This window comes from Streptomyces sp. PTY087I2 (genome assembly GCF_001687325.1).
Taxonomy (GTDB): Bacteria; Actinomycetota; Actinomycetes; order Streptomycetales; family Streptomycetaceae; genus Streptomyces.
In genome coordinates, this window is the sequence record NZ_LZRD01000029.1 from 12,250 (window position 1) to 29,145 (window position 16,896).

A 16,896-nucleotide genomic window follows, 5' to 3' on the forward strand; every position below is an offset into this window, starting at 1 on the left:
TCAGCCCCTTCCCAGCAGCAGCCGGGCTTCGCCGACCGTGATCACGGACCCGGTCACCAGCACTCCGGCGCCCGCGTACTCGTCCTCCTCCTCGGCCAGCGTGATCGCCGCCTCCAGGGCGTCGTCGAGGCGCGGCTCGACCTGGACCCGTTCGTCGCCGAAGACCTCGACGGCGATCGCGGCCAGCGCGTCCGCGTCCATCGCGCGCGGGGTGGAGTTCTGCGTGACGACGATCTCGGCGAAGATCGGCTCGAAGGCCTCCAGGAGGCCCCGGACGTCCTTGTCGTCGCTCGTGCCGACCACGCCGATCAGCCGGGAGAAGCTGAACGCCTCGGAGATGCCGTCCGCCGCCGCCTTGGCCCCGGCGGGGTTGTGCGCGGCGTCCAGGACGACGGTCGGGCTGGAGCGCACGACCTCCAGGCGGCCCGGCGAGAGCACCGAGGCGAACGCCTTGCGGATGGCGTCGATGTCCAGGGAGCGGGCCTGCTCGGCGCCGATGCCGAAGAACGCCTCCACGGCGGCGAGCGCGACGGCCGCGTTGTGCGCCTGGTGGGCGCCGTACAGCGGGAGGAAGATCTCCTCGTACTCCCCGCCCAGGCCCCGCAGGGTGACGAGCTGACCGCCGACCGCGATCTCGCGGGAGGCCACGCCGAACTCCATGCCCTCGCGGGCCACGGTGGCGTCCACCTCGACGGCCTTCTTCAGCATCACCTGCGCGGCGTCCACCGGCTGCTGCGCCAGGATGACCGTGGCGCCCGGCTTGATGACGCCGGCCTTCTCGCCGGCGATCTCGGCGGGCGTGGTGCCGAGCCGGTCGGTGTGGTCGAGCGAGATCGGGGTGACGACGGCGACCGTGGAGTCGATGACGTTCGTCGCGTCCCAGGTGCCGCCCATGCCGACCTCGACGACCGCGACGTCGACGGGGGCGTCGGCGAAGGCCGCGTACGCCATGCCGGTGAGGACCTCGAAGAAGGAGAGCCGGTAGGGCTGCTGGGCGTCGACCATCTCGACGTACGGCTTGATGTCGCCGTACGTCTCGATGAACCGCTCGGCCGCGATCGGCGAGCCGTCCAGGCTGATCCGCTCGGTGATCGACTGGACGTGCGGGGAGGTGTAGCGGCCGGTGCGCAGCTCGAAGGCGTTGAGCAGGGCCTCGATCATGCGGGCCGTGGAGGTCTTGCCGTTGGTGCCCGTGATGTGGATCGAGGGGTAGGCGCGCTGCGGCTCGCCGAGGACGTCCATCAGGGCGGCGATGCGCGTGACGGAGGGCTCCAGCTTGGTCTCGCCCCAGCGTCCGGCGAGCTCCTGCTCCACCGCGCGCAGCGCCTTGTCGGTCTCGGGGTCGGCCGGGCGGGCCGGGACCGCTTCGCCCTGCGGCTGGCCGGAGTGGGCGCGCAGCGTGCGGCTCCCGGCCTCGATCACCGCCAGGTCGGGGTCGCGCTGGGTCGCCTCGTCGACGATCTCCTCGAAGGTGTCGTCGGGATCGGACGCGTCGTGCCGGTCTGGGCGGGGCTCACTCACGGGCCCAGTCTACGGATGGGCACCGACATCGCGCGCAGCGCCCGGCGAACTGTCGGCGAGCGGTGCGGCGAAGCCCCCGCGTCCCGGTCGGTCGGGTGCGCGGGGGCTTCGTGTCGCAGAAGATCAGCTCTGCGGGAGGCCCGCCAGCTGGGCGCCGATGCGCTCGATGTCGGCCTCGGCCTTGGTGAGCCGGCCGCGGATCTTGTCGACCACGTTGTCCGGGGCCTTGGCGAGGAAGGCCTCGTTGCCGAGCTTGCCCTCCGCCTGGGCCTTCTCCTTGCGCGCGGCCTCCAGGTCCTTCGTGAGGCGCTTGCGCTCGGCCGCCACGTCGATCGTGCCGGAGAGGTCCAGGGCGACGGTGGCCCCGGCGACCGGGAGGGACGCGGTGGCGTGGAAGCCGTCGCCGGCGGGCTGGAGCCGCAGGAGCTGGCGCATGGCCGCCTCGTGCGGGGCGAGCGCCGTGCCGGTCAGGGTCAGCTCGGCCGGGACCTTCTGGCCGGGCTGGAGGCCCTGGTCGTTGCGGAAGCGGCGGACCTCGGTGACGACCTGCTGGACGAGCTCGATCTCCTTCTCGGCCGCGTCGTCACGGAAGCCGGAGTCGGCCGGCCACTCGGCGATGACGATCGACTCGCGTCCGGTGAGCGCGGTCCACAGCGCCTCCGTGACGAACGGGACGACCGGGTGGAGGAGGCGCAGCATCACGTCGATGACCTCGCCGAGGACCCGGCCCGAGACCTCGGCCGGGCGGCCGCCCGCGAAGAACGTGGTCTTGGAGAGCTCGACGTACCAGTCGAAGACCTCGTCCCAGGCGAAGTGGCGCAGCGCCTCGCTGAGCTTGGCGAACTGGAAGTCGTCGTAGAACGCGTCGACGTCCGCGACCGTCTTGTTGAGGCGCGAGAGGATCCAGCGGTCGGTGACCGACATCTCCTCGGCCGGGGGCAGTTCGCCCTCGATCGTGGCGCCGTTCATCAGGGCGAACCGGGTGGCGTTCCAGATCTTGTTGGAGAACTTCGCCGAGCCCTGGACCCAGTCCTCGCCGATCGGCACGTCGGTGCCCGGGTTGGCGCCGCGCGCGAGGGTGAAGCGCAGGGCGTCGGAGCCGTACTTGTCCATCCAGTCCAGCGGGTTGACGACGTTCCCGAAGGACTTCGACATCTTCTTGCCGTGCTCGTCGCGGACCATGCCGTGCAGGACGATGGTGCCGAACGGCGGGGTGCCGTCGTTGACGTACAGGCCGAACATCATCATCCGGGCGACCCAGAAGAAGAGGATGTCGTAGCCGGTGACCAGGACGGAGTTCGGGTAGAACTTCGCGAGGCTGTCGGTGCGTTCGGGCCAGCCGAGGGTGGAGAAGGGCCACAGGCCGGAGGAGAACCAGGTGTCCAGGACATCGCTGTCCTGGGTCCAGCCCTCGCCGGTGGGCGCCTCGTCGTCCGGTCCGACGCAGACGACCTCGCCGTTCGGGCCGTAGAAGACGGGGATGCGGTGGCCCCACCAGAGCTGGCGCGAGATGCACCAGTCGTGGAGGTTGTCGACCCAGTCGAAGTACCGCTTCTCCATCTCCTGCGGGTGGATCTTGACCTTGCCGTCGCGGACCGCGTCACCGGCGGCCTCGGCGAGCGGGGCGACCTTGACCCACCACTGGAGCGAGAGGCGCGGCTCGATGGTGGTCTTGCAGCGCGAGCAGTGCCCGACGGAGTGGACGTAGGGGCGCTTCTCGGCGACGATCCGGCCCTCGGCGCGCAGGGCGGCGACGATGGCGGAGCGGGCCTCCAGCCGGTCGAGACCCTCGAAGGGGCCGGGGACGGTGATGACCGCGCGCTCGTCGAGGACGGTGATGAACGGCAGGTTGTGACGGGTGCCGATCTCGAAGTCGTTCGGGTCGTGGGCGGGGGTCACCTTGACCGCGCCGGTGCCGAACTCCGGGTCGACGTGGTGGTCGGCGACGACCGGGATGGTGCGGTCGGTGAGCGGCAGCTTGATCTGCTTGCCGACCAGGTGCCGGTAGCGCTCGTCGTCGGGGTGGACGGCGACGGCGGTGTCGCCGAGCATCGTCTCGGCGCGGGTGGTGGCGACGACGATGGTCTCGTCACCCTCCCCGTACGTCATGGAGACGAGCTCGCCGTCGTCCTCCTGGTACTCGACCTCGATGTCGGAGATCGCGGTGAGGCAGCGGGGGCACCAGTTGATGATGCGTTCGGCGCGGTAGATCAGCCCGTCGTCGTACATCTGCTTGAAGACGGTCTGGACGGCCTTGGAGAGGCCCTCGTCCATGGTGAAGCGCTCACGGGACCAGGCGACGCCCTCGCCGAGGCGGCGCATCTGGCCGGAGATCTGGCCGCCGGACTCGTTCTTCCACTGCCAGACGCGCTCGACGAACGCCTCGCGGCCCAGGTCGTGGCGGGACTTGCCCTCCTTGCCGAGCTCGCGCTCGACGACGTTCTGGGTGGCGATGCCGGCGTGGTCCATGCCCGGCTGGTACAGCGCCTCGAAGCCCTGCATCCGCTTCCGCCGGACGAGGGCGTCGATCAGGGTGTGCTCGAAGGCGTGGCCCAGGTGCAGGGAGCCGGTGACGTTCGGCGGCGGGATGACGATGCTGTAGGGCGGCTTGTCGCTGTGCTCGTCCGCTTCGAAGTAACCACGCTCTACCCAGCGCTCGTACAGCTTCCCCTCTACATCGGCCGGCGCGTACGTGGTCGGCAGTTCGGGGTTGCTGGCTGGCTGCTGCGATGAGTTCTCGGTCACGGGAGACAGTTTAGGGCCGTCACAGGACTGCACTGAAACGGATTGGTTCAGTAACGGTGTCCGGGCCGATCCCCCGTGCCGGGGCGGCTTCCGTCAGGATGTTCGCAACGCACAAGGATTCTTGAGGGGATACCGCGAATGAGCTACAACCAGCCGGGCCCGTACGGTGGGCAGCCGCCGCAGGGCCAGCCCGGACCGTACGGACAGCAGCCGGGCCCGTACGGCGCCCCGCCGCCGCAGGGCCAGCCCGGCTACGGCTACCCGCAGCAGGCCCCGCAGGGCGTCCCCCCGCAGCAGCCGAACCCGTACGGTCAGCAGCCCCCGGGACCGCAGCAGGGTTACGGCTACCCGCAGCCGCAGCAGCCGGGCCCGTACGGTCAGCAGCCGCCCCAGCCGCCGTACGGCGGGCAGCCCGGGTACGGCCAGCAGCCGCCGCAGCCGAAGAAGAAGACCGGGCTGATCATCGGTGTCGCCGTGGTGGCCCTGGCGGTCATCGCGGGCGGGGTGTACTTCCTCACCTCGGGCGACAAGGTCAGCAACTCGGATGTCTCCGAGGCGACCAAGGGCTACAAGATCACGCCTCCGGACGCGGTCGACGCCTACAAGCGGGACACCACGCGGCCGGTTCTCAGCGCCCCGCTGACCGGCTCCAAGAAGACGGAGATCGAGGCGCTGGGCATCAAGAACGCCAGTGCGACCAAGGCCGACTACTCGGTGGGCACCGGGAAGGCCGCCACCAAGGTGCTCAACTTCGAGGGCTTCTGGGGCGAGATCGCCGACCCGGCGAAGGTGGTCAACGACGCCTTCGTGGACGTCGAGAAGGACGCCAAGTCGACCGGCGGCGAGGTCTCGATCGAACTCGTCGGTTCGGCCGAGGCCTTCGACCCGGAGGGGTTCGACGGCGCGGTGATGAAGTGCCAGGACCTCAAGGTGACCAACAAGGACGGCGACGGCTCGGTCGAGAAGGGGCCGCAGCACTTCATCCTCACGGTCTGCGTCTGGGCCGACTACAGCACCGCCGGCATCACGACGACCGCCGACAAGGTGCTGGCGCTGACCGGGAAGTCCGTGCCCAAGGACGAGGCCGCGGCCCTCACCGCCAAGCTCTACAACACGGGCCGCACCAAGATCTGACCGCTCGACGCCGAAGGGGCGCCCACCGGTTCATCCGGTGGGCGCCCCTTCGGCGCAGGACAAGTCGAAAGGCCCTAGGCCGACTTCTCGTGGCGGCCGCCGTCGTTCTTGCCGATCGTGCGCGGCTCACGCGGGACCAGCGTCGGGTTGACGTTGTCGCGGACGACGTCGGGCGTGATGACGACGCGGGCGACGTCCTTGCGGGACGGGACCTCGTACATCACGGACTGGAGGACTTCCTCCATGATCGCCCGCAGACCGCGCGCGCCGGTCTGGCGCAGGATCGCCTGGTCGGCGATGGCCTCCAGCGCCTCGCGCTCGAAGTCCAGCTCCACACCGTCGAGTTCGAAGAGCCGCTGGTACTGCTTGACCAGGGCGTTGCGCGGCTCGATGAGGATCTGGAGCAGGGCCTCGCGGTCCAGGTTGTGGACCGAGGTCAGCACGGGGAGGCGGCCGATGAACTCCGGGATCATCCCGAACTTCACCAGGTCCTCCGGCATGACCTCCTGGAACTGGTCGCTCGCCTGGATCTCCAGCTTGGAGCGGATCGTGGCGCCGAAGCCGATGCCCTTGGCGCCGGCCCGGGACTCGATGATCTTCTCCAGGCCGGAGAACGCGCCGCCCACGATGAACAGCACGTTCGTCGTGTCGATCTGGATGAACTCCTGGTGGGGGTGCTTGCGTCCGCCCTGCGGCGGGACGGAGGCGGTGGTGCCCTCCAGGATCTTCAGCAGGGCCTGCTGCACGCCCTCGCCGGAGACATCGCGGGTGATCGAGGGGTTCTCGCTCTTGCGGGCGACCTTGTCGATCTCGTCGATGTAGATGATCCCGGTCTCGGCCTTCTTGACGTCGTAGTCGGCCGCCTGGATCAGCTTGAGCAGGATGTTCTCGACGTCCTCGCCGACATAGCCGGCCTCCGTCAGCGCCGTCGCGTCCGCGATCGCGAACGGGACGTTGAGCATGCGGGCCAGCGTCTGCGCGAGGAGCGTCTTGCCGGAACCCGTGGGGCCCAGCAGAAGGATGTTCGACTTGGCGAGCTCGATCGCGTCCTCACGACCGGCGCCGCCGCCGTTCTCCCCGGCCTGGACCCGCTTGTAGTGGTTGTACACCGCGACCGAGAGGGCCTTCTTCGCGGGCTCCTGCCCGACGACGTACCCCTCCAGGAACTCGTAGATCTCGCGGGGCTTGGGAAGCTCTTCCCAGCGCACCTCGCTCGTCTCCGCGAGCTCCTCCTCGATGATCTCGTTGCAGAGATCGATGCACTCGTCGCAGATGTACACACCGGGTCCCGCGATGAGCTTCTTCACCTGCTTCTGGCTCTTTCCGCAGAACGAGCACTTGAGCAGGTCGCCGCCATCACCGATGCGTGCCACGAGGTGCTTCCCCTTCGCCTGGGAGGCCGCCTGGTTCAGCGGCTCCTGGTGCCTCTATCCGACGGTACCTTGCCTGGGCCCCCGTTCGGGCCCCCCTTGGCACGGTTCACACGGCCGTGGTCGTGCAAACGGAATGTGCCAAGGGGAAAGACCGACGTCAGAGCGATGCGCCCGCGGTGGTCTTGCGGGTGGAAACGATCTGGTCGACCAGACCGTACGCGAGGGCGTCCTCGGCCGTGAGGATCTTGTCGCGCTCGATGTCCTCGCTGATCTTCTCCAGCGGGGTCGTCGAGTGGCGGGCCAGCATCTCCTCCAGCTGCGTACGCATCCGGAGGATCTCGTTGGCCGCGATCTCCAGGTCGGAGAGCTGCTCACGGCCCGTCTGCGAGGACGGCTGGTGGATGAGGACCCGGGCGTGCGGGAGCGCCATGCGCTTGCCCGGGGTGCCCGCGGCGAGCAGGACGGCGGCGGCGGAGGCCGCCTGGCCCATGCAGACCGTCTGGATGTCCGGCTTCACGAACTGCATCGTGTCGTAGATCGCGGTGAGCGCGGTGAACGAGCCGCCGGGGCTGTTGATGTAGATCGAGATGTCGCGGTCGGGGTCCATCGACTCCAGGCACAGCAGCTGCGCCATGACGTCGTTGGCCGAGGCGTCGTCGATCTGGACGCCGAGGAAGATCACGCGCTCCTCGAAGAGCTTCGCGTACGGGTCGTACTCGCGCACGCCCTGCGAGGTGCGCTCCACGAAGCGCGGGACGACGTAGCGGTTGTCCACCTGCGGGCCGGTGTAGAGGCCGCTCGCGGAGGCGCCGGAGAAGTTGTTCATGTGGGTGTTCACCATCCTGGTGGCGTTCTGGGGCTGGAGGTCTCGGCGTACGAGACGGTGGTGCGGGAGTGGTGCCGACGGTCCGGTGGTTACCGGATCAGGCACCGGTGCCGCCGCCGCCCGGGATGCCCGACGCGAACGTGATGATCTCGTCGATGAGGCCGTACTCCTTGGCCTCCTCCGCCGTGTACCAGCGGTCGCGGTCGCCGTCGCGGATGATCGTCTCGACGGTCTGGCCGGAGTGGTGGGCGGTGATCTCCGCCATCCGCGTCTTGGTGCGGAGCAGGTACTCGGCCTGGATCTTGATGTCCGAGGCCGTGCCACCGATACCGGCCGAACCCTGGTGCATGAGGATGTCGGTGTTCGGGAGCGCGAAGCGCTTGCCCGAGGCGCCGCCGGTGAGCAGGAACTGGCCCATGGAGGCGGCCATGCCCATGCCGATGGTGACGACGTCGTTGGGGATGTACTGCATGGTGTCGTAGACCGCCATGCCGGCCGTCACCGAACCACCGGGGCTGTTGATGTAGAGGTAGATGTCCTTGTCCGGGTCGGCGGCAAGGAGGAGAAGCTGTGCGGTGATCTTGTTGGCGATGTCATCGTCCACCTGCTGACCGAGGAAGATGATGCGCTCGCCGAGCAGTCGGCTGTAGACCTGGTCGCCGAGGCCACCACCGAGGGACGGCTCACCGGCGGCGTAGGGCATCAGATTCGTCACGTATCCACCTGCTCGTCTCTGACGGCTCCGGCCGTCTCAGCGTCTTCGTACCGGGCGGGTGAAGTCACTGCTCCACCCTTCCTCTTCATGGACCCTAACGCGCAGGTGGGACAACGCCATCCCGCTTCCGCAACTGTTCGCTGGGAGCGCAAGGTCCGCAGTGCGCACAAGGGTTCCGGGGGCGCGCGGCGATCCGGCGCGCTACGCCGACGGGCCCCGAACACATGATGCGTTCGGGGCCCGTCGTGACGGTCAGCGCGAGGCTGTCGCGGAGCGGAGCGAGGCTCAGGCCTCGTTCTTCTCCTCGGCCTTGTCGTCCGCCTTGTCCTCGGTGGCGGCCTCGGCCGTCTCCGTGGCCTCGGCGACCTCGTCCTCGTCGTCCTCCAGGTCGACGATCTCACCGTTGGTGTCGACGACCTTGGCGGCCTCGACGACGACGGCGAGCGCCTTGCCGCGGGCGACCTCGCCGACGAGCATCGGCACCTGGCCGCCCTCGACGACGGCCTGGGCGAACTGGTCGGGGCTCATGCCGGAGGAGGCGGCACGCCGCATGAGGTGCTCGGTGAGCTCCTCCTGGTTGACGTTCAGCTTCTCCTTGTTGACGAGCTCGTCCAGGATGAACTGGGTCTTGATGCCCTTGATGGCCTGCTCGGAGGTCTCGTTCTCGAACTCCTCCAGGGTCTTGCCCTGGATCTCGAGGTACTTCTCGAGGTCGAGGCCCATCTGACCGAGCTGGTGGTGCTCCAGGTTGTGCTTGCGGGTCTGGACCTCGTCCGCGAGCAGCTTCTCCGGGATCGGGACCTCGGCGAGCTTCAGCAGCTCCTCCAGGACGCGCTCCTGGGCCTGGGTGGCCTGGTCGTACTGCTTGGTGGTCTCCAGGCGCTTGCGGCTGTCGGCCTTCAGCTCCTCCAGCGTGTCGAACTCGCTGGCCATCTGGGCGAAGTCGTCGTCCAGCTCGGGGAGCTCACGGGCGGCGACGGCGGTGACCTTGACGGTGACCTCCGCGTCCTTGCCCTCGGCGGAGCCGCCCTTCAGCTGCGAGGTGAAGGTGGCCTCGCCACCGGCCTCCAGGCCGGTCACGGCCTCGTCGATGCCGTCGAGGAGCTCGCCGGAACCGATGGTGTACGAGACACCGTCGGCCACGCCGTCCTCCAGGACCTCGCCGTCGACCTTGGCCTGAAGGTCGATCGTGACGACGTCGCCGTCGGCGGCGGCGCGCTCGACCGGGTTGGTGGAGGCGAAGCGCTCGCGGAGCTGCTCCACGGCCTTCTCGACCTCTTCGTCGGTGACCTCGAGGGCGTCGACGGTGACCTCGATGCCGGAGTAGTCCGGGATCTCGATCTCGGGGCGTACGTCAACCTCGGCGGTGAAGGCCAGCAGCTCGCCGTCCTTCAGCTCGGTGATGTCGACCTCGGGCTGGCCGAGGACGTTCAGCTCACCCTCGTTGACCGCCTCGGTGTAGAACTTCGGGAGGGCGTCGTTGACGGCCTCCTCCAGCACCGCACCGCGGCCGAACCGCTGGTCGATGACCCGGGCGGGGATCTTGCCCTTGCGGAAGCCCTTCACCGTGACCTGCTGGTTGATCTTCTTGTACGCCGCGTCGAGGCTGTCCTTGAGCTCCTCGAAGGGCACCTCGATGCTGAGCCGAACCCGAGTCGGGTTCAGGGTCTCCACGGCGCTCTTCACGGTTCGGTCTCCTTGGTGGCTGACTTCTTGGGGTTCTGCTCGACCGCCGATCGGCGGCTTCGCGGACCGAGCCCGGTACATCAGACACACGGGCACGCATTTTGCATAGTAACGGCAAGGGGGAGGACTCCCACAATGCGATCTTGCCGGTGGTCGGGGTGGCCGGATTCGAACCGACGACCTTCCGCTCCCAAAGCGGACGCGCTACCAAGCTGCGCCACACCCCGTCGGTGCGACACGTAGGGTACATGCACGGCGACCGTGGGATCCGCCGCTTTACGGAGCGGCTCCACCGGGCCGGGGACGGTCACGGCACGGGTCCGGTCCGGCGGCCGGCACAACGGGTGTGCGGGCACCGCCGCCGACCCGCTACGATGCTCTTCGTGCCGCGGTCCACGGACCTGCGGTGCGACGCTTGCGGGCGTAGCTCAATGGTAGAGCCCTAGTCTTCCAAACTAGCTACGCGGGTTCGATTCCCGTCGCCCGCTCCACGCAGTCGAGGGCCGGGCCGGAGGATGATCCTCCGGCCCGGCCCTCGCGTTTGTCCGGGCTCCGCTGTACGGGCTCCGCGTCAGAAGCTGATCTGGTTGATGGTGTCGGCCAGCGAGTCCATGAACCTGTTGATCGACGGGGCCATGCCCGTCGATGCCAGGAAGAAGCCGAAGAGCACGGCGACGATCGCGGGACCGGTCTTGATGGAGCCGCCACGGATCATTACCACCAGGATGACCGCGAACAGCAGCACCATAGACAGTGATATAGCCACGTCTGATCACACCCTCGGTCGGTCCGCCTTGCCGGCCCGGAAGCGTGCACCACCGCGCGCCCCGTCGCCTCCATCGTGCCACCAACTCCCCCGTGGTTGCTGCCGGGTGACGGAACGGGGTGACGGGATCCCGCCATCCTTGACGGCCGACGCCGTCGCGGCGACGGGTGCGGGCGCGGGGCGACGGCCGCGCCGGGCCCGGGAAGCGGTCGGGAGCGGGGCCGCGCAGCCGCTCCCTGTGCGCCGGCTGTGAAAACGCGGCGGCCGAATATCCGTCACCGTGACCGTTTCCGCATCCCCACACTTCATTCACAGCCAATTGGCGGCGCGGATGCGACGTAATTCACGTCGGCCAACTCCCTGGCGGTATGCCCTGTTTAAGCGGGATCAATGGTGTCATAGCGGGCAGTGTTCGACGGTTTCACATTCGAGCGGAGGGGAACACGCGATATCTCCCCGCAGTTTTACGCGAGGCAATCGACCGGTCTAAGGTGCCTTAGATGTTCCAAGCTCCGAGCGCATTTCAGAGGGCCCCGCTCCCCCCGGCGACCCGGGAGTCGGAGCCCAGACACGAGCGGACGCTCACCGCCACCGCGCCCCGGGCCGCCGCCGGGACCAGCGCTCCGGGTGCCGCCGCTCCGGCACCCGCGGCGGCGAGGAAGCGTGACCCCTACTTCGACAATGTGAAGTATCTGGCCATCGTCCTCGTCGCGGTGGCGCACGCCTGGGAACCCGTGATGGACGGCAGCCGGGCCACCCGGGCGCTGTACATGATCGTCTACATGTTCCATATGCCGGCGTTCATCCTCATCTCCGGCTATTTCTCCCGGTCGTTCGACATGACGGCGCCCAAGGTGAAGCGGCTGATCACCTCGGTCGCGGTGCCGTACGTGCTGTTCGAGACGGCCTATTCGCTCTTCAAGCGGTACGCGGACGACTCGCCCGACATGGCGATCAGCCTGGTGGACCCGTTCTTCCTGACCTGGTTCCTGATCGCCCTGTTCATCTGGCGGGTGACCACGCCGATCTGGCAGGCGATCCGCCATCCGCTGCCGGTGGCGCTCGCCATCGCCGTGCTCGCCTCCGTCTCCCCCGACATCGGCGACGACCTCGATCTCCAGCGGGTGCTCCAGTTCCTGCCGTTCTTCGTGCTCGGCCTGCTGCTGAAGCCCGAGCACTTCCAGCTGGTCAGGCGGCGCGAGGTGCGGCTGCTGTCCCTGCCGCTGTTCGCCGGTGCGCTGCTCTTCGCGTACTGGGTCGCCCCGCGGATGCAGCTCGGCTGGTTCTACCGCGCCAACAGCGCCCAGGAGATGGGCGCTCCGTGGTGGTCGGGCGCGGTGATGACGCTCGCGATGTTCGGCTGCGCGCTGGTGCTGACGGTCGGCTTCCTGGCCTGGGTGCCCGGCAGCGCCCGGTGGTTCACGGTGCTCGGCGCCGGCACGATCTGCGGCTATCTGCTGCACGGCTTCCTGATCAAGGGGGCCGAGTACGCGGGCCTGTTCGGCCGCTACACCTGGCTCTCGGACCCGGCCGGGCTGGTCGTCGTCTCGCTCGTGGCGGCGGTGGCCGTGACGCTGATGTGCGCCCCGCTGGTGGGCCGCGCGCTGAAATGGGCCACCGAGCCGGAGATGAACTGGGCGTTCCGGAAGGCCACCGCGAAGCGCTGAGCCCCGGAGGTCCGGCGCTTTCACCGCCCCTCCCCGCCACTCCCCCTGATCCACCCGTCGGCCCCGCCGCGGGTGGATCAGTGCGTTTCCGGGTTGGCCGGATTCTTTCGGTCCGCCCGGTCTCAACCCGCCTCCCCCCGCAGTGGAGTTGACGAGACACCTTCAGGAACGAACCAGACAAAAGCTGACAATGCGACAGATCCATAGTTGCAGCGTCAATCGTTCGGTAAACTAATTACTGATGGATCCTTGATGGCCCCTTGACCAGCTCTTGACCGAACCCGAAGGAACAGGCTCATCGGACACGCAGACACCCTCCTCGCCATGGGCGGCGCCTTCCTGGCCGCTGCCGTCCTCGCCCGCCTCGGCGGCCGTATCGGGCTGCCGACGATCCCCCTGTTCATCCTGGCCGGGATCCTCCTCGGCCCGCACACCCCCGGATACACCCTCCTCTCGAACCCGCACGACCTGGAGATGCTCTCCGCGCTGGGACTCGTCCTCCTGCTCTTCTACCTGGGGCTCGAGTTCCACATGGACGACCTCAAGACGGGTGGCCGGAAGATGGCCATCGCGGGCGGGACGTATCTCTTCCTGAACGTCGGCGCCGGACTCATATTCGGCTTCGCGCTGGGCTGGGGCACCTCGGAGGCGCTGGTCCTCGCCGGTGTCCTCGGTATCTCCTCGTCCGCGATCGTCACGAAGATCCTGGTGGACCTCGGGCGCATCGGTAATCCGGAGACCCGCCCGATCCTCGGCATCATCGTCGTCGAGGACATCTTCCTCGCCCTGTATCTCGCCGCGCTCCAGCCGATCCTGTCCGGTGCGGACAGCCTGTCGGCCGCGCTCGTCGACGGCGGCAAGGCCTTCGGCTTCCTGCTGCTGCTCGCGCTGGCCGCCCGGTTCGGCACGAAGCTCATCGGCAAGCTCATGAACACCAAGGACGACGAGCTCCTCGTCATCTCGTTCCTGGGTGTGGCCGTCTTCGTCGCCGGTGTCTCCGAGATGTTCGGCGTCGCCGACGCGATCGGCGCGTTCATGGTCGGCCTGATGCTCGGCTCCACCGCGTCGGGCGACCGCATCCTCAAGCTCGTCCACCCGCTGCGGGACGCCTTCGGCGCGATCTTCTTCTTCGCCTTCGGCCTCTCCATCGACCCGGGTGACCTGCCGAGCGTGCTGTGGCCGGTGGTGGCGGCCGTCGTGCTGACGCTCGCCATGAACATCGCGGCCGGACTCGCGGCGGCGAAGGTGTACGCCTTCGGCGCGCAGGCCACGTCCAACATCGCCACCACGCTGGTGGCCCGCGGTGAGTTCGCGCTCATCCTGGCCACGATGGCGGCGGCCGCCGGACTGGACCAGCGGCTCTCGCCGTTCATCGCCGGTTATGTCCTCCTGCTCGCCGTCCTCGCGCCGCTGGCCGCCGGACGTTCGCACTGGCTGGCCCGCATCCTGCCGGGCGGCCGCAAGAAGGACGACAACCAGGATCAGGAGCAGGTCCCGGTGTCGGTCTGACCCGGCATCTGCTGAGCACCACCGAACGGCGGAGAGGCGCCCCGATACCCGGCCTCCGGGTGACGGGCGCCTCTCCGCCGTTCGGCGTCCGCCCGTCCCTCTGCGGTGCGGGCCGCCTCAGGCCCGGCGGGAGAGCAGCAGCAGCGCCCGGTCGTCGTTGACGTCCTTGGCGCAGGCCTCGATCAGATGCCAGGCGGCGCCCTCGAAGCCGGTGGAGACATAGCGGTCGGCCTCGCCCGTCAGCCGGTCGATGCCCTCGGCGATGTCCCGGTCGGAGGCCTCCACCAGTCCGTCGGTGAAGAGCATCAGGACGTCACCGGGTGCGAGCGAGCCCTTCACCGCGTCGAACTCGGCCCCGTCGTAGACGCCGAGCAGGGGCCCCTCCCCCGACTTCTCCTCCCACTGGCCGCTGCCCGCGTGCAGCTGGAGGGCGGGCGGATGGCCCGCGGAGTAGATCTCGTAGTCGCCCGACTCCAGGTCCAGCACCAGGTGGATGGAGGTGGCGAACCCCTCGTCCCAGTCCTGGCGCAGCAGATAGCCGTTGGCGGCGGGCAGGAAGGCGTGCGGGGGCAGCGAGCCGAGCAGCCCGCCGAAGGCGCCGGACAGCAGCAGGGCCCGGGAGCCCGCGTCCATGCCCTTGCCGGAGACGTCGGTGAGGACGGCCTCCAGGGTGCGGCCCCCGTGGGTGCGGGCCGCGACGACGAAGTCCCCGGAGAACGACTGGCCGCCGGCCGGGCGCAGGGCCATCTCGCGGTGCCAGCCCTGGGGCAGCCGGGGCAGGGAGCTCTGGACCCGGATGCGTTCGCGCAGGTCGAAGAGCATCGTGCCGCCGCGCCGCCAGGGCACGCCGACCCGGGCCCGGAACTGGGCGAGGATCAGCCCGAAGAACCCGCAGGCGGCGACCACGAGCACGGTGCCCGGGGTGACCCGGGCGGGGCCGTCCAGATACGGGCCGAGGGTGAGCGCCTCGATGATCAGGGCGCCGGCGGCCGTCGCGTACAGGCCCAGCAGGCTGGAGGGGCGCAGCAGGAGGCCGCCCGCCACGATGGGCAGGGCGAGGGCGGCCGGGTCGATCCAGACCGGGCTGACGACGGTGGCGAGGGTGATGGCCGGGATCGTCAGCAGCAGACCGGCCAGGGCGATCCAGTCGGAGCCGTCGCCGCGGAAGTAGTCGACCCCGGATTTGCGCAGCCCGATGCGGGCCCGGTGCATCTTTCTGCGCCACCGGGCCCAGAAGTCGTCTGTTCCTCCGGTACGGGCCACTGCGGGGACCCTATCCACCCGAACGCCTCCGGTGCAGGGGGACCCCGGTGACAATGCGCTCGAAATGGGGTCGACCGCGCGTTCCCGTCGGCCTTCTTCGGACGGGTTTCAGCCTTTTCCGCCGTCGGAGGGGCCGGTGGGCTGGCACCGGGGGCACCAGAAGAGGTTGCGGGAGACCAGGTCCGCGGTGCGGATCTCCGTACCGCAGATGTGGCAGGGCAGGTTGGCGCGCCGGTAGACGTAGACCTCGCCGCCGTGGTCGTCCTTGCGGGGCGGGCGGCCCATGGCCTCGGGGAGGTGTTCGGGGCGGACGGTGTCGATGCGGTTGTGGCGTACGCCTTCGCGCATCAGCTCCACCAGGTCCGCCCAGACCGTGTCCCACTCGGCGCGGGTGAGGTCACGGCCCGCGTGGTACGGGTCGATGCCGTGGCGGAAGAGGACCTCGGCGCGGTAGACGTTGCCGACGCCCGCGATGACCTTCTGGTCCATCAGCAGGGCGGCGATGGTGGTCCGGCTGCGGGAGATCCGCTGCCAGGCGCGCTCCCCGTCCTCGTCGCCGCGCAGCGGGTCCGGGCCCAGGCGCTCGTGTATCGCGCGCTTCTCGGGCTCGGTGATCAGGGCGCAGGTGGTGGGGCCGCGCAGATCCGCGTAGTGGTCCGCGTCGGCCAGGCGGAGGCGGACCGTGTCGGTGGGCGGCGGCGCCGGGGCCGTACCGAAGCCGAGCTTGCCGAAGAGGCCGAGGTGGATGTGGACCCAGCCGGTGTCGCCGAAGCCGAGGAAGAGGTGTTTGCCGTGGGCGTCGGTGGCGGTGAGGGTGTGCCCGTCGAGCAGGGCGGCGCTGTCGGAGAACTTCCCCTGCGGACTGCTCACCCGGACCGGTGCGCCCACGAACCGTTCGGCGTGGTCGTCGGCGAGGCGGCGGATGGTGTGGCCCTCGGGCACGGCGGGGCTCCTGCGATAGGCGACAGCGGGTGGCGGTGACGGTGACATGACCGTGCCGCCGGGTCCGGGACCCGGCGGCACACAAGGAGTGGGAGCGGGGTCAGCCCTGCTGGGGGTGGTGGGCCGGGATCGGGGGGAGCTCGCCGGTGTTCTCGTACGCCGAGAGCATCTCGATGCGGCGCGTGTGGCGCTCCTCGTTCGAGTACGGCGTGGAGAGGAAGATCTCGACGAACTTCGTGGACTCCTCGACCGTGTGCATCCGGCCGCCGATCGCGACGACGTTGGCGTTGTTGTGCTCGCGGCCGAGGGCGGCGGTCTGCTCGCTCCAGGCCAGTGCGGCGCGGACGCCCTTGACCTTGTTGGCGGCGATCTGCTCGCCGTTGCCGGAGCCGCCGATCACGATGCCGAGGCTGTCCGGGTCGGCGGCCGTCTTCTCGGCGGCCCGCAGGCAGAACGGCGGGTAGTCGTCCTGGGCGTCGTAGATGTGGGGGCCGCAGTCGACGGCCTCGTGGCCGTGGGCGCCGAGCCACTCCACGAGGTGGTTCTTGAGTTCGTAGCCGGCATGGTCGGATCCGAGGTACACGCGCATGGAGCGAAGTGTGGCACGAACTCCGCGGGGCAGCCGTCAGCGGGGTCGAAAGGCCCGATTCGATGAATCGTAGGCCGGAGCCCGGTTTTGTGTGGCGAACACCACTCGGACAACGATCAGGCAAACGATCCGAAAGAGGGGGTTCCCCTTCCGCCTTGTA

13 protein-coding genes and 2 tRNA genes are annotated in these 16,896 nt (G+C 69.2%); 4 read left to right on the plus strand and 11 right to left on the minus strand.

Going from position 1 to position 16,896, the window contains the following annotated elements; genetic code table 11:
* Both A3Q37_RS28420 and A3Q37_RS28425 read right to left on the minus strand, forming a co-directional pair.
* Positions 1-1,521, minus strand: a complete 1,521-nt coding sequence (locus A3Q37_RS28420) for a folylpolyglutamate synthase/dihydrofolate synthase family protein (RefSeq protein WP_065488680.1) — start codon at positions 1,519-1,521, stop codon at positions 1-3.
* 123 nt (positions 1,522-1,644) lie between these two features.
* Positions 1,645-4,266 carry a valine--tRNA ligase gene (locus tag A3Q37_RS28425; protein WP_065488682.1) on the minus strand — a complete coding sequence of 874 codons (2,622 nt, stop codon included), beginning with the start codon at positions 4,264-4,266 and terminating at the stop codon, positions 1,645-1,647.
* 138 nt (positions 4,267-4,404) lie between these two features.
* Between A3Q37_RS28425 and A3Q37_RS28430 the strand changes: the two genes are divergently transcribed.
* Positions 4,405-5,400, plus strand: coding sequence for a hypothetical protein (locus A3Q37_RS28430; RefSeq protein WP_065488684.1), 996 nt, complete (start codon positions 4,405-4,407; stop codon positions 5,398-5,400).
* Between the two features lie 74 nt (positions 5,401-5,474).
* Here the strand turns inward: A3Q37_RS28430 and clpX are convergent, their stop codons facing one another.
* From clpX to A3Q37_RS28455, 5 genes are all read right to left on the minus strand, one after another.
* Entirely contained in the window at positions 5,475-6,773 is a 1,299-nt protein-coding gene (gene clpX / locus A3Q37_RS28435; protein ID WP_006124414.1) for an ATP-dependent Clp protease ATP-binding subunit ClpX, read from the minus strand.
* Positions 6,774-6,930: 157 nt separating this feature from the next.
* The gene (locus A3Q37_RS28440) at positions 6,931-7,614 is read right to left on the minus strand and encodes an ATP-dependent Clp protease proteolytic subunit (protein ID WP_006124415.1); all 684 of its coding nucleotides are present in this window, start codon (positions 7,612-7,614) and stop codon (positions 6,931-6,933) included.
* 82 nt (positions 7,615-7,696) lie between these two features.
* Positions 7,697-8,302, minus strand: a complete 606-nt coding sequence (locus A3Q37_RS28445; RefSeq protein WP_048858618.1) for an ATP-dependent Clp protease proteolytic subunit — start codon at positions 8,300-8,302, stop codon at positions 7,697-7,699.
* 297 nt (positions 8,303-8,599) lie between these two features.
* A complete protein-coding gene (tig, locus tag A3Q37_RS28450) occupies positions 8,600-10,000 on the minus strand; it encodes a trigger factor (protein ID WP_065488688.1) in 1,401 nt (466 codons plus the stop codon).
* 150 nt (positions 10,001-10,150) lie between these two features.
* A tRNA-Pro gene (locus A3Q37_RS28455) sits at positions 10,151-10,227 on the minus strand.
* A 190-nt stretch (positions 10,228-10,417) separates the two neighbouring features.
* Here A3Q37_RS28455 and A3Q37_RS28460 point away from each other — a divergent pair.
* Positions 10,418-10,491 (plus strand) — tRNA-Gly (locus A3Q37_RS28460).
* Positions 10,492-10,571: 80 nt separating this feature from the next.
* Here A3Q37_RS28460 and A3Q37_RS36065 read toward each other — a convergent pair.
* Positions 10,572-10,766: a hypothetical protein gene (locus A3Q37_RS36065; protein ID WP_079138025.1), complete on the minus strand. Its 195-nt coding sequence runs from the start codon at positions 10,764-10,766 to the stop codon at positions 10,572-10,574.
* 500 nt (positions 10,767-11,266) lie between these two features.
* Between A3Q37_RS36065 and A3Q37_RS28465 the strand changes: the two genes are divergently transcribed.
* Entirely contained in the window at positions 11,267-12,433 is a 1,167-nt protein-coding gene (locus A3Q37_RS28465) for an acyltransferase family protein (RefSeq protein ID WP_065488695.1), read from the plus strand.
* 324 nt (positions 12,434-12,757) lie between these two features.
* Entirely contained in the window at positions 12,758-13,942 is a 1,185-nt protein-coding gene (locus A3Q37_RS28470) for a cation:proton antiporter (protein WP_065488697.1), read from the plus strand.
* Positions 13,943-14,059: 117 nt separating this feature from the next.
* On the opposite strand, the gene A3Q37_RS28475 is transcribed toward A3Q37_RS28470, so the two are convergent.
* The 3 genes from A3Q37_RS28475 to A3Q37_RS28485 form a co-directional block, all read right to left on the minus strand.
* Positions 14,060-15,205 (minus strand): PP2C family protein-serine/threonine phosphatase, encoded by a 1,146-nt coding sequence (locus tag A3Q37_RS28475; protein WP_065488698.1) that lies wholly within the window; start codon positions 15,203-15,205, stop codon positions 14,060-14,062.
* A 108-nt stretch (positions 15,206-15,313) separates the two neighbouring features.
* On the minus strand, positions 15,314-16,147 hold the full coding sequence (locus tag A3Q37_RS28480) for an Fpg/Nei family DNA glycosylase (protein ID WP_065488699.1): 834 nt from the start codon (positions 16,145-16,147) through the stop codon (positions 15,314-15,316).
* Between the two features lie 100 nt (positions 16,148-16,247).
* Positions 16,248-16,736: a ribose-5-phosphate isomerase gene (locus A3Q37_RS28485; RefSeq protein ID WP_010062974.1), complete on the minus strand. Its 489-nt coding sequence runs from the start codon at positions 16,734-16,736 to the stop codon at positions 16,248-16,250.
* Positions 16,737-16,896 lie beyond the last annotated feature (160 nt).